This window comes from Embleya sp. NBC_00896 (assembly GCF_045207785.1).
GTDB lineage: Bacteria > Actinomycetota > Actinomycetes > Streptomycetales > Streptomycetaceae > Embleya.
In genome coordinates this window covers 1,529,069-1,542,208 of sequence record NZ_CP108777.1, presented here as the reverse complement: position 1 = coordinate 1,542,208, position 13,140 = coordinate 1,529,069, and the positions used below count along the sequence as shown (strand labels likewise).

The window sequence follows — 13,140 nt, the reverse complement described above, 5'->3', positions numbered from 1 at the left end:
CCGGCCCGTCCGGCGTTTGGGGAGTCAGCCGTGGAGGCCTGCGCCCAGGGACTGGTCGGCCTGTTCGAAGGTTTGGGCGGCCTTGTTCAGGTAGTCCGACATGCCCTTGAGGCCCTCGAGGGTCTGGGTGACGCCGTGGTTGAACTCGGTGTACGAGGTCTCGAACTGCTTGCTGGAGCGGTCGGTCACGTAGCCCTCGGCGACCAGGCTCTGGATCAGGCTCTGGAGGCCGGTGAGCTTTTCGAGGATCTCCTGCTGGCCGCCCACGAGTCGGGTGCCGGCCGAGCGCATCTGCTCGTAGGTGACATTGACGTTCGCCATCGGGTGGTTCCTCTCCCCGTACGGGCCCCGGGGTGGTCCCCGAGGCATGGGTGTCGCGGTGTGCTGCGGATGGATGTCAGGCGCGGGTGCCCACGCCGTCGAAGCGGAACGTGGACGTGATGGCGTCGAAGAGTTCGAGCATGGGGTCGGCCAATTCGACGGTCGGGCTGCTGCCGCTGATCACCGCGACCCGGTCGGTGATCCCCGGGATCGGGACGAACGTCTGCATCGAGACCAGTCGCACGGACCGGCCGGACGACGCTGCCAGGGCCGTGACGCCCTCGCTGCGCGCGACGGTGCCGACGTCGGTGATCTCCACTGTGCGCACCGACTGCCAGGTGTCCTGGGGGTGTTCCTGCCGTTTGGGTTTGAGTTGCGCGGCGATCGCGCGCGGATCCCCGTCGGACAGCTCCCCGTCGGGCCCGCGCAGCGACGCGGCGGCCATCGTCATCGTCGCGCTGACCTGGATGCCCTCGATCTCCTCGGCCAGGCAGCCGCAGTAGATCGCGCCCGCGTCCCACGCCTGGCCGGCCATCGTCCGCAGCGCGCGCACCAGGTCGCCCCGGCGCTCGGCGAGCTCCGGGAGCTCGCGCACCCGGGCGGCGACGGCCCGGCGGATGTTGTCGTCGCGGGTCGCGGGATGCAGATCGAACTCGTACCAGGATGCCGGGACACTCAGCGACATACCCGGCGCGATTTCGGGCCTTGGGCGCGGTCGAGGTACCCCGTGAATACCTCGTCCGGATTTTGCCCGGGTAGTCACCATGTCCCCCCTAGGTCGGCTCATCGTAATATTCGGCGACCTCGGCGAAGAAAAGGAATCCGTCAGGTGAACAATCGTCAAACACTCTTCTGTTTGCTCTTGTCGATGGCGTCCCGGAGTTTTTGGTCGGTGTCCTGGAGGCCGGTGACTATCCGTTCGGCCATCTGCACGAGGGCGTCCAGGGTCTGGTCCATGCGATGCCGGCCGTCCTTCCAGTTGTCCTCGAAGTACTCTAGTGCAGACCGGAGTTCGCCGGATCCGACGTCGGCGACCGACTGGTCGACCCGCTTCGGCGCGTCCAGCAGACCCTGCCGCACGGCCGCGAGTCGGCGGCCGAATATCTCGAGTTCCGGCAGATCGACAATCAGTTGGTTTGCCATGATCGGCATCCTTTCGGTTATCGGTCGGGACAAAGTCGCACTTCGACGATAGGAGACGATCGGGGCAGACGTCGACCGTTCTTTCTCGCTACGGTGTGGGTGTCCCGCGATATTGCATTCGGATAAATCGGGCGGGCGTAGGGAAAGAGGACGGTCGGTTCGTGGAAATTCGACTCACCGTGGCTGCGACGGATCCGGACGTTCCCGATGCCTCCGGAACGGTCCGCGCCGACCTGCTCGTCGACGTCGACGGCACGTCCTCGATCGCCGATCTCGGGCGCGAACTCGACCGTGTGCTCGGCCGGGGCGAGGGGGCGCCGGCGGACCTGTACATCGCCGGCCACCGGGTCGCGGCGGACCTCGCGGTGGAGTCCTCCCCCGTACGCGACGGCGTCGTCGTCGGTCTGGGTTCGCCGGCCGGCTGCGCGCCGGCGCGGGCGCAGGGCACGGCCGAGATCCATGTGACCGGCGGCCCCGACGCGGGCGGGGTGCACCGCCTCGGGCCCGGGGTCGCGATGCTCGGCTCGGGAGCCGACGCGTGGGTCCGGGTCGCGGACCCGGCCGTGCCGGACGCGGCGGCCGAGGTGGACGTCGCGCTCGACGGCGCGGTCACCGTGCGCGCGGCCGAGCCGGGTGCGGGCGGTGCGGGCAGTGGGGCCGATGGCGAGGGTGCGGACGGCACGGGCGGCGCGGGCGGCACGCTGGACGGCGAGGCGCTCGACCGGGAGTGGCGGCCGTGGCCGCCGGCCGCGGTGCTGGCCTGCGGCCACAGCACGTTCGAGCGAGTCGTGCCCGGCTTCGCCGACACCGCCCTGCGCCCGACGGCGGGAGGCGGCGGGCTGGACTTCAACCGCCCGCCGCGGCTGCGACCGCCGCCGCGCAAGCGCCGTTTCCAGATCCCCACCCGGCCCGAGCAGGGGGATCCGCAGCCGCTGCCCTGGATGATGGCGCTCACGCCGATCGTCGGCGCGGTGGCGATGACGTACATGACGCACAACACCCGGATGCTCTACCTGGCCGCGCTCAGCCCGCTGGCGATGATCGCGATGTACGTCACCAACCGTCGGCACGGCCGCAATTCGTTCCGCCGCCGACTGGCCGCGTACAAGCTCCGCAAGGAGTCGATCGAGGCGCAGGCCACGTACGCGATGCGGGTCGAGACGCTGCACCGGCGGCGGATGGCGCCCGACCCGGCCGCGCTCGGCCTGATCGCGACCGGGCCGCGGCAGCGGCTGTGGGAGCGCCGGCGCGCGGACGAGGACCACCTGTCGCTGCGGGTCGGTACGGGCGCGCTGCCCACCGACGTCGAGTTGATCGATCCCCGCCGCGAGGAACACCGGCGCGAGGAACGCACGTTGCTGGCCGATGTGCCGGTGTGCGTACCGCTGGCCGAGTGCGGGGTGCTCGGCGTCGCCGGGCGCGGTCGCGGCACCCGCGCGCTCGGGCGGTGGCTGGTCGCGCAGGCCGCGACGCTGCACCCCCCGGGAGACGTGACGATCTGCGTCCTGACCGACCAATCCGGCGCCGCCGACTGGGATTGGGTGCGCTGGCTGCCGCACGCCGCGCCGCCCGAGCCCGGTCAGGCGGTCGCCTTCGTCGGCGCGGACGCGGACGCGATCGGCCGCCGGATCGCCGAGCTGCTCGCCCTCATGACGGCCCGTCAGGACGCCGAGCGGAACACCGTGTCGAGCGACGCGGAGCCGGCCGGCCCGGCCGTCGTGGTCGTCTTCGACGGCTCGCGGCGCCTGCGCGCGCTGCCCGGGGTCACCCAACTCCTGCGCTCGGGCCCGGCCGTGGGCGTGTACGCGGTGTGCCTGGACACCGACCGCAGGACCCTTCCCCAGGAGTGCGGCGCGGTCGTCGAGGAGGACGCGCGGGGCCTGCTCCGGGTATCGCGCACCGGCGCCGAGCCGGTCGAGGACGTGCGCCCGGACGGGGTTCGCCCCGACTGGTGCGAGGACCTCGCCCGCGCGCTGGCGCCGCTGCGGGACACCCGCGAGGAGGACGACGCGATGGTCCCCGACAGCAGCCGACTGCTCGACGTGCTCGACCTCGAACCGCCCACCGCCGACGTGATCGCGGCCCGGTGGGCGCTCGGCGGGCGCTCGACGCAGGTCGTGCTCGGCGAGGCGTTCGACGGCGCGTTCGCGGTCGACCTGGTCCGGGACGGCCCGCACGGCCTGGTCGCGGGCACCACCGGGTCGGGCAAGTCGGAGCTGTTGCAGACCATCGTGGCCTCGCTCGCGGTGGCCAACCGCCCCGACGCGATGACCTTCGCCCTGGTCGACTTCAAGGGCGGCGCCGCGTTCAAGGACTGCGTGCACCTGCCGCACACCGTCGGCATGGTCACCGACCTCGAGGCCAGGCTGGTGGAACGGGCGTTGGACTCGCTCGCGGCCGAACTCAAGCGCCGCGAACACATCCTGGCCGACGCGGGCACCAAGGACCTGGAGGACTACGTCGTGGCGATGCGGAGCGACCCCTCGCTCGCGCCGCTGCCCCGGCTGTTGATCGTGATCGACGAGTTCGCCGAGATGGCGAGCCAGATGGGCGAGGCGGTCACCACGCTGGTCAACATCGCCCGGCGCGGGCGCTCGCTCGGCATCCACATGCTGCTCGCCACCCAGCGCCCCAGCGGCGCGGTCTCGCCCGAGATCCGGGCGAACACCAACCTGCGGATCGCGCTGCGGGTCACCGACTCCGCGGAGAGCGCCGACGTGATCGACGCCCCCGACGCGGGGCGGATCTCCAAGTCCACGCCGGGCCGGGCGTACGTACGCCTGGGCGCGGCCTCGCTGTTGCCCTTCCAGTCCGCGCGGGTGGGCGGCCGGCGCAATCCGACCGAGAGCACCGGCGCCCAGGCGGTGGGCGCGATCCCGGCGCCGCACGCGGTCCGGATCGGCTGGGCCGACCTGGGCCGACCCGCGCCGCGCGCCGCGAGCACCACGCGCGAGAGCGACGACCTGGTCACCGACCTGGGCGTGCTCGTGGACGCGATCCGCGCGGCCAACGACCACCTGGGCATCCCCGCGCAGCACAGCCCGTGGGCGCCGGCCCTCGCCGACTCGCTCACCCTGGCCGAACTGGAGGCCGAGGCGGGCGAGTCGCCCAGGATCGAGCAGCTGTGCCCCGCCCCCTACGCGATCGAGGACCTCCCGCACGAACAGCGCCGACGGATCCGCTCGATCGACCTGGCGACCTTCGGGCACCTGCTGGCCGCCGGGGCGCCACGCACCGGCCGCTCGCAACTGCTGCGCACGATCGCCGGGTCGCTGGCCCGGCACAACTCGGCCGCGGACGTGCACCTGTACGGCCTCGACTGCGGCAACGGCGCACTGCTCGCGTTGACCGAACTCCCGCACTGCGGCGCGGTGGTGCGCTCGACCGACACCGAGCGGGCGATCCGACTGGTGGGGAAGTTCACCGACGAGATCCGGCGCCGGATGGCGTTGCTCGGCGAGCACGGGCACACCGACATCGGCGAGCAGCGCGCCGCCGTGCCCGCGGACGAGCGGCTGCCGCACCTGGTGCTGTTCCTGGACCGTTGGGAGGGCTTCACCGCCACCCTCGGCGCGGTCAACAACGGCGAGATCGCGGACACGGTGCTACAGATGATCCGCGAGGGCGCCAGTGTCGGCGTGCACCTGATCGTCTCCGGCGACCGCACCCTGCTCACCGGCCGGATCTCGTCGCTGACCGAGAACCGGCTCACGTTCCGGCTGGCGGACCGCGCGGACTACTCGCTGATCGGCCTCAGCCCGCGCAAGGCCCCGGAGACGATGCCGCCGGGACGGGCGTACGGGCCGGGCGTGGTGGAGACTCAGGTCGCGCTGCTCGGTCCGGACCCCACGGGGCAGGGCCAGGCGGGCGAGCTGCGCGAGATCGGCCGGGTGGCCGCCGAACGCGACGCGGACGTGCCGCGGGCGCGGCGGGCCTTCCGGGTCGACGTGCTGCCGACGGCGATCGACTTCGCGACGGCCTGGGAGCTGCGCGAGCCGGGGCGCGGGCCGCTGTGGGCGATGGTGGGCGTCGGCGGCGATCAGCTCGCCGCGCTCGGCCCCGACCTGGCGAGCGGTACGCCGGCGTTCGTCGTCGCGGGTCCGGCCCGGTCCGGGCGCAGCACCGCGCTGCTCGCGCTGGCCCGCTCGTACCTGGACGCGGGCACCGAGCTGGTGATCCTCGCGCCGCGCGAGTCGCCGCTGCGCGACTTGGCGGGCACGCCGGGCGTGGTCGAGGTGTTCGCGTCGGCGCAGGTCGGGGCGGAGGACTTCCGCACCGTGCTGGACAAGCTGACCGGCCCCGGCGTGGTGATCGCCGACGACGCCGAGCTGCTGCGCGAGTGCGACGCGGCGGCCGATCTGCTGCTGCTGGTGCGCCGGTCGCTGCGGCCCGACCTGGGCCTGGTGGTGGGCGGCGACGCGGACGGCGTGTGCGCGGGCTTTTCGGGCTGGCAGGTCGAGGCGAAGAAGGCCAAGCGGGGGCTGCTGCTGTCGCCGCAGAACCTGGTCGACGGCGAGTTGTTCGGCGCCCGGCTGCCGCGGGCGCTGGTGGGGCAGCCGGTGCAGGCGGGGCGGGGCGTACTGCATTTGGGGGGCGGAGATCTGACGGCGGTTCAGGTACCGGTGTCGGTGCCGTAGTGGGGCGCGCGCGGCGGAAGACGGCCGGGAACAGCGAAGGAGACGACATGACCATCAAGGTCGCGGTGATCTACCACGACACCGCCGAGTGCGTGCGCGCGTTGGCCGACGCGGTGACGGCGGTGGCCTGGAACACCGGCGCCGACGTCCGGCTCCGCCGGCTTCCGGGCGTGGCGCCGGCCCCCGCGCCGGGCGAGCCGCCGGGAGACCGGAAGGCCGATCCGCTCGCGTCGGCGGGGGATCTCGCCTGGGCCGACGTGGTGCTGCTCGGCGCGCCGGCCCGGGACGGCGACGTGGTCGGGCTGCTCCGCCGGCTGTCCGGGTCCGCTCCGCGGGAACCGCGCCAGGGGTGGGAGCGGGAGCCCGACCGGCAGGTCCTGGGCGTCTTCGTCACCATGCCCGAACCGGGCAGCGCGCACGGTGGGTTGCTGCGCAGCTTCGCGATCGTGTACCCGCGCCCGGCCGAGGGGCTCGGGAGCGGGCCGCAGCGTTCCGTGGCCACTCTCGCGGCCGCGCTGCCGGGCGGCACCGGTGATCCCACGCTGCTGTCGCTCGACCTCGCGCGGCAGCAGACCAGGCGCTGCGTCGAGATCGCGGCGGAGCTGCGCGCCGAAGGGGCCGTGGCCGCGTGAGCCGGGGCGGGCGCGGTACGGGGGTCCGCGCCCGCCCTGCGGCGCGGCCGGCAACCACCGATCAACCCCGTCGGCGCTCCTCGCGCACCCGCAGGATCTCCGCGGTCGCCTCGTCGGCGGGCAGGAACGCCTCCAGGTGCAGTTCCGCGAGCGTGATGTCGGTGGCCGTCGCGAACGAGGTCAGCGTCGTGAGCAGCCGCAACTCGCCGTCGCGGCTGTCGAGTCGGAGCGGCACCGCGAACCCGAGGTAGTCGGGTCCCGGCACCGAATCCGGTACGTAGCCCGCGAGTTCGGCGATGAACGCGTCCAGTCGCGGATCGGGGCTGCGCAGTGCCTGGGCCCGCATGTTCGCCAGCACGTGGCGGCCCCAGTCGCCGAGGTTGTGCACCCGGCGTCCCATCCCGCGCGGGTGCAGCATCAGCCGGAGCATGTTGACCGGGCCTTCGAGCAGGTCCGGATCGGCTCCCTCGGTCAGCACCGACACGGCGTCGTTGGCGGCGACCACCCTGCCGTACGGTCGCAGCACGAGTGCCGGAATCGGCATGTGGCCGTCGAGGATTCCGGTGAGCGCGTCGCGGACCGGGCGCAGCAGGGCCTCGTCCAGGCCCGATTCGGTGAACAGCGGCGTGTAGCCGGCGGTGTGCAGGAGCGCGTTGCGTTCGCGCAACGACAGCCCGAGGGACTCTGCGAGCCGAACCACCATCGACCGCCCCGGGCGCGATCTGCCGCGCTCGATGTAGCTGACGTGGCGCTGCGTCGTGCCGGCCCGGTCGGCGAGTTCGAGCTGGCTCACCCGGCGGGCGGTGCGCCATCGGCGCAGTTCATCGGCGAATACGGTCGATTCGATCATCGTGGTCACGGGGCAGTTCTAACCGGCGGCGCGCCCCCGCGCCATACCTCGTGAGGTATTGCCGGGTGTCCGGAGGTCGCCGCATGATCATGCCCTGACTTCGAGCAGAGGGAATGAATTCATGTCGAACTCCCAGGTTTCCGTCGATTACCCCGTATTCGAGGCGTCCACCACCGCCGACGCGAGCGTGACCGCCGACGTGATGCGCCGCTTCAACACCGCGTTCATCGAGCACGATCCGAGCGGGCTCGCCGACCTGGTGGGCGAGGACTGCGTGATGGATTCCGTGCAGCCCGCCCCGAACGGCACCCGCTACGTGGGGCGCGCGGCCTGCGTCGAGTTCTGGGAGGCGCTGGCGCTGGACCGGAACACGCAGTTCACGCCGGAGGAGGTGATGGTCGCCGGCGATCGCGCGGTGATCCGGTGGCGGGTCCGCTTCGGCGGCGACGACGTCAACGCGGTCTTCGGCGACATGGACGCGAATTCCGTGAGCGGGGTCAACCTGATGCTGGTGCGCGACGGCCGGATCGTCGAGGCCTTCGGCTACACGAAGACCCCGTAACCCGCCGCCCCCGCCGCACCTCCTTCCCCACCCCCATCCCCACCTCCATCCTCACCTCCATCCCCCTCATCCCCCCATCCCTGAACCGAGGAAGACGATGAAGAGCTACCACCTCACCCCGGGAACGGGTCTCGCGGGCCTGACGATTCGCGAGCACAAGGACCCCGAGCCGGGTCCGGGACAGGTGCTCGTCCGGATGCGGGCGAGCGCGCTGAGCTATCGCGAACTGCTGGTCCTCACGGGCGACTACCCGCTGCCCATCCGCCCGGACGTCATACCGGGCTGCGCCGGGGCCGGCGAGGTGGTCGCGGTCGGCGCCGGGGTCGACCGGGTGGCCCCGGGCGACCGGGTCGCCGCGAGCGTGTTCCCGCACTGGATCGACGGGCCGTTCGCGTGGGAGTACGCGGCCCAGTTGGGCAGTTCGCTCGACGGAACGCTGACCGAGCTGGGCCTGTTCGGCGAACAGGGGCTCGTCCCGATCCCCGACCACCTCTCGTACGAGGAGGCCGCCACGCTCCCGCTGACCGCGCTCACCGCGTGGAACGCGCTGACCGGCGGCCGCCCGTTGCGCGCCGGCGAGACCGTGCTGACGCTGGGCACGGGTGACGTGTCCCTGTTCGCGGTGCGTTTCGCCAAGCTCTCCGGCGCCCGCGTGCTGGCCACCACGTCTTCCGCCGACCGGGCCCGGCGGCTGCGCGAACTCGGCGCCGACGAGGTGATCGACTACGCCGAGACCCCGGCCTGGCACGAGGCCGTTCGCGCGCACACCGGTGGCCGCGGCGTGGACCACGTCGTGCACGTCGCCGGCTCGCTCGATCAATCCGTGCGGGCCACCGCGATCGAGGGCGAGGTCGCCTTCGTCGGCAACTGGCTCGGCCGCGAGACCGCGACCCCCCTGTCGGAGGCGACCCTGTTCGCCTCGGCCGCCCGCATCCGTCCCATCGCGGTGGGCAGCCGGGCCCAGTTCGCCGCAATGAACGCCGCCGTGGCGGCGCACGACGTCCACCCGTCCATCGACCGTGTGTTCCCGTTCGCGGAGGCCCATGCGGCCTTCCGCTACCGCGAGACCGCCGGCCCCTTCGGCAGCGTGATCATCGCCCACCCCTGACCGCCGACGGGACGTGACCTCGCGGCCCTGACGTCCGCCGACATCAGGGCCGCGAAGTCGTGCGACGCGCAAGTCCCGGTCAGTCCGCGGCCGGCAGCAGGCCGGTCAGCGCGTCGGCGTGCTCCGCGCCGCTGTCGGCGACCACCTCACGGATGGTCTGCGCGGTCCGGATCGGCGCGAACGTCACCTTGCCGGTCGGGTCGGTGCGGTAGCCGTGGATCGGCGGGCGCGGCAGCGAGTTGTACGAGAAGTGGGTGGAGAGGGAGTACGCACCCGTGTCGTACAGGGCGACGATGTCCCCGGGCACCAGGACGGGGAGTTCGCGGTTCACGGCGGTCAGGTCACCGGCGTAGCACAGCGGGCCCGCCAGGTCGTGGGGCTCGGTCGGGCCGTCCTTGGGCCGGCCCTTGGCGTCGAAGGTGCCCACCCGCAGCGGCCACGCGTCGGGCATCGACATCGCGCGATTGAGGATCTGGGCGCCCGCGTGGGTGACGGCGATCCGTCGACCGCCGGTGGTCTTGGTGTACTCGACCACGGAGGCCACGGTGCCGCTCTTGGCGAACAGCGCCCGGCCGAACTCGGTGACCAGCGCGTAGCGGCCGTCGAACAGGCCGGGTACGGCCGTACGCAACTCGGCGACGTAGTCCGCGAACGTCGGCCCGTCCTCGTCGTCGACGAAGCTCACCGGCAGGCCACCGCCGATGTCGAGGCTGGTGACCTGCCGGCGCCCGAGCACCATGTTGACGTGCTCGGCCAGTTCGTACGCCGCGGCGATGCCCGCGGCGATCAGCGGCAGCGGGCAGCCGAGCGAACCCACGTGCGCGTGCACCCGATCGAGCCACGGAGAACGCGCGAACGCCTCGACGAGGGCCTCGGTCGCGCCCTCGTCCCGTAGCGCCACGCCGAACTTCGAGGTCGCGGTGGCCGTGCTCGTCGCGTCCACCGACCCGCCGCCCACCTGCGGGTTCACCCGGATCCCGATCGGGCCCACGGCCGGCCTCCCGGCCAACAGCGCCTCGACGCGGGCGAGTTCCTCGAAGTTGTCCACGTTGACGGCGATGCCGTACGCGAGCGCGAACCCCAGCTCCTCGACGGTCTTGGCCGGACTGTCGAACACGAGCCGTTCCGGGCTGAACCCGGCCGTGAGCGCCAGTTCGAGTTCGGCGCGGGAGGCCACCTCGCAGTCCATGCCGGCCTCGGCCAGCAACCGCATCACCGGAACCAGCGCACACGCCTTGGCCGCGAACGTGTGCTGTACCGCGACCCCGCCCGAGTCGAACGCCGCACGCAGATCGGCGACCGAGGCCAGGACACCGTCCACGTCCAGGAGACCGATCAGCGGTGTGTCCGGACCGCCGAGCAGACCCTCGCTCACCGCCCCCGCAAGCGCCGCGTCCCGCGCCGTCCGCCGCCGCCTGGCCACACCGGAGTTCACCCGCACCACACCTCGTTCCGTCAACCGTCCACGACCGGATCCGGCCACGCTCACATCCTCCCGGCGATCGGGCCCGGTTCGGGGGACCTTGGCCGTTCCCCCGAATCGAAATCAGGCGCGCAGGTGCTCGATCGCCGCGCGCGCCGCGAGCCCGATCGAGGCGTCGGCCTTCGGAAGCCGGTTCGCCATCGAGTCCGAGCGCAGGAACACGCCCACGGCGTAGCGCTTGCCGTCGGGGTACTCGACGACGCCGGCCTCGTTGCGGACGCCCCACAGGGTGCCGGTCTTGCCCGCCACCTTGATGCCGTCCTCGAACCCCGACGAAAGCCGGTGCGGCCAGATCTGCCGGCCCATGATCTCGCGCACCTCGGCGCACGCCTCGGCGGAGCCGGCCTCGTCCCGCCAGATCGCGGCGAGCAGTTTGGTGATCTCGCGCGGGGTGCTCGAAGCGGTGCGCTCCGGATCCCGGTGCGACAGCGCCCGGAGCCGCTCGGGCGTGACCTTCGCGAGCTGGGCCTGGAGATCGCCCGCCACGTCGATGCCGAGTTCGGACCACACCTGCCCGAGGAGCTCGCGACAACTCGAGATCCGGGTGCGCCGGCAGTCCAACGCGTCCAAAGTCGCGCGGACGTTGTCGTGACCGACGAGGCGGAGCAGGACGTCGGTGGCCGCGTTGTCGCTCATCGACATCATCATGAAGGCGACGTCGCGCGCGCTCAGTTCGACGTCGTCCCGGCAGCCGTCGGTGCCGACGCCGTCGCCCTCCCGGTCCGCGTCGGTGATCAGGTGTCGCGCCGCCCGGTCGAGCGTGCCCGCCGCCGCCTGCCGGGCGTACTCCAGGACGATCGGGATCTTGAAGACCGAGGCCAGGACGACGGGGGCCTCGCCCTGGAACGAGAACTCGGCGTCGCCGTCGATGTCGCGTACGTGCACGAACCCCTCGACCTCTGCGGCGTCGAAGATGCCCCGGAGGGTGCTCGTCGGTTCGCCGATGGCGGCCTGTTCGGGTGCTGTGGTCATGGTGTGCCCTCGGGTCGTCGTCGGGTCAGCGCTTCTTGGGGGTGGCTCGAACTCCGTAGTGCACGTAGTTCGTACCGTCCCGGAGTTCGTAGAACACGGCGACGTCGTGAATGGCGGCGCCGTCGGCCAGGCCGACGAAGGTCTTGTCGTCGACGGGGGTCAGATCGATCACCCGAGGCTTGTCCAGGTACGCGAACTCGCCGAGCGACTCGGAGACCATGCGCAGTCCTGTGTCCTCCTTGGTGACGGTGATGCGGGTGCCCTCGCGCTCGTACACCCCGACGTGGCGCTCGATGTCGACCGTCACGGGCTGGTCGGGCGGGCCCAGCGGAGTCGGCATGGTCAGCCCGACAAGGGCCTGCAGCAGCTCGCTCATGACGGCGAATTGGAACTCGCGGACCTTGCCGCCGTTTGCCAGCAGCGTGATGACGGTGCCGGTGTCGGGCACCGTCCACAACATCGCGTCCTGGCCGAGGGTGCTCCCACCGTGCCCGACGATCAGATGCCCGTCCCACTCGTTCAGCATCCAACCGATGCCCCACTGCGCGCCGATCGTGTGCGGATTGGGCAGGTCCACCTGCGGCTCGCGCATCACCTCGGGCGCGGCGAGCAGGGCGCCGGGGGTGAGGTGTGCTCGGGCGAACGCGACGACGTCGACGGGCCGGGCGCAGATCAGCCCGGCGGGTCCCACGGAGCGCATCAGACCCCACATCGGGGCGGGCTCGCCATTGAGGTGGCCCATGGCCGCGCCGAACCGCAGGGCGTCCTCGGGCAGCGTCCACGTGTGGGTCAGGCCGAGCGGTTCGCAGATCTGCTCGCGCAGTGCCTGGTCCCAGACCTTCCCGGTCAGCCGCTCGATGATGCGTCCGGCGATGACGAAGCCGGAATTGCAGTACGCGTGGCTCTCCCCGACCGGAAATATCTGTTCCAGGTCGGCGCAGGCGGTGACGTACTTCTCCACGCAGTCGTCGCCGCGCCCGGTGTCCAGGAACAGGTCGCCGTCCACGCCCGAGGTGTGGCTGAGCAGGTGCCGAACGGTGATCGTCGCGGTCGCCTTCTCGTCCCGCACCCGGAACTCGGGCAGCACGTCGACGACGGGCGTGTCCAGGGTGAGCCGGCCCTGCTCGACCAGCAGCATGATCTGCGTCGCGGTCCAGACCTTGGTGATCGACCCGATCTGGAACAGCGAATCCTTGGTCACCGGGGTTCCGGTGGCCCGGTTGAGCACGCCGGTGGCGAACTCGTACACCTGTCCGTCGTGCCAGAACGCGAGGCCGGCGCCGGGCACCTCGAACTCGGTGGCGAGAGCCGCGAAACGGCTCGTCCAGTGATCGACATCCACACGTGCGCTCATGGAACCGTCCTTCGGGGCAAGGGGCTGGATGCCCTGCACACTATTTCCGGGTCGTCGCGGGGTTCTTGGCCGTTGCGA

Annotated in this window: 11 protein-coding genes; 4 read left to right on the top strand and 7 right to left on the bottom strand. The window is 72.1% G+C overall.

Annotation, left to right across the window (positions count from 1 at the left end; all coding sequences use genetic code 11):
• Positions 1-24: 24 nt before the first annotated feature.
• From OG928_RS40215 to OG928_RS40205, 3 genes are all read right to left on the bottom strand, one after another.
• A complete protein-coding gene (locus OG928_RS40215) occupies positions 25-321 on the bottom strand; it encodes a WXG100 family type VII secretion target (RefSeq protein ID WP_331766954.1) in 297 nt (98 codons plus the stop codon).
• A gap of 76 nt (positions 322-397) precedes the next feature.
• Entirely contained in the window at positions 398-1,006 is a 609-nt protein-coding gene (locus tag OG928_RS40210) for a hypothetical protein (protein ID WP_331766953.1), read from the bottom strand.
• Positions 1,007-1,161: 155 nt separating this feature from the next.
• Positions 1,162-1,464: a hypothetical protein gene (locus tag OG928_RS40205; protein ID WP_331766952.1), complete on the bottom strand. Its 303-nt coding sequence runs from the start codon at positions 1,462-1,464 to the stop codon at positions 1,162-1,164.
• A gap of 161 nt (positions 1,465-1,625) precedes the next feature.
• Between OG928_RS40205 and OG928_RS40200 the strand changes: the two genes are divergently transcribed.
• Together OG928_RS40200 and OG928_RS40195 are read left to right on the top strand one after the other, a co-directional pair.
• On the top strand, positions 1,626-6,101 hold the full coding sequence (locus OG928_RS40200; protein WP_331766951.1) for an FtsK/SpoIIIE domain-containing protein: 4,476 nt from the start codon (positions 1,626-1,628) through the stop codon (positions 6,099-6,101).
• A gap of 47 nt (positions 6,102-6,148) precedes the next feature.
• On the top strand, positions 6,149-6,733 hold the full coding sequence (locus OG928_RS40195) for a hypothetical protein (RefSeq protein WP_331766950.1): 585 nt from the start codon (positions 6,149-6,151) through the stop codon (positions 6,731-6,733).
• Positions 6,734-6,794: 61 nt separating this feature from the next.
• Here OG928_RS40195 and OG928_RS40190 read toward each other — a convergent pair whose 3' ends face one another.
• The gene (locus OG928_RS40190; RefSeq protein WP_331768280.1) at positions 6,795-7,583 is read right to left on the bottom strand and encodes a helix-turn-helix transcriptional regulator; all 789 of its coding nucleotides are present in this window, start codon (positions 7,581-7,583) and stop codon (positions 6,795-6,797) included.
• A 121-nt stretch (positions 7,584-7,704) separates the two neighbouring features.
• Here OG928_RS40190 and OG928_RS40185 point away from each other — a divergent pair, with 121 nt between their 5' ends.
• On the top strand, positions 7,705-8,145 hold the full coding sequence (locus OG928_RS40185) for a nuclear transport factor 2 family protein (RefSeq protein WP_331766949.1): 441 nt from the start codon (positions 7,705-7,707) through the stop codon (positions 8,143-8,145).
• 97 nt (positions 8,146-8,242) lie between these two features.
• A complete protein-coding gene (locus OG928_RS40180) occupies positions 8,243-9,253 on the top strand; it encodes an NAD(P)-dependent alcohol dehydrogenase (RefSeq protein WP_331766948.1) in 1,011 nt (336 codons plus the stop codon).
• Between the two features lie 79 nt (positions 9,254-9,332).
• Here the strand turns inward: OG928_RS40180 and OG928_RS40175 are convergent, their stop codons facing one another.
• The 3 genes from OG928_RS40175 to OG928_RS40165 form a co-directional block, all read right to left on the bottom strand.
• On the bottom strand, positions 9,333-10,688 hold the full coding sequence (locus tag OG928_RS40175) for a diaminopimelate decarboxylase (RefSeq protein ID WP_331766947.1): 1,356 nt from the start codon (positions 10,686-10,688) through the stop codon (positions 9,333-9,335).
• 111 nt (positions 10,689-10,799) lie between these two features.
• Positions 10,800-11,708: a serine hydrolase gene (locus OG928_RS40170; RefSeq protein ID WP_331766946.1), complete on the bottom strand. Its 909-nt coding sequence runs from the start codon at positions 11,706-11,708 to the stop codon at positions 10,800-10,802.
• 25 nt (positions 11,709-11,733) lie between these two features.
• A complete protein-coding gene (locus tag OG928_RS40165; RefSeq protein ID WP_331766945.1) occupies positions 11,734-13,062 on the bottom strand; it encodes a serine hydrolase domain-containing protein in 1,329 nt (442 codons plus the stop codon).
• Between the last annotated feature and the right edge of the window lie 78 nt (positions 13,063-13,140).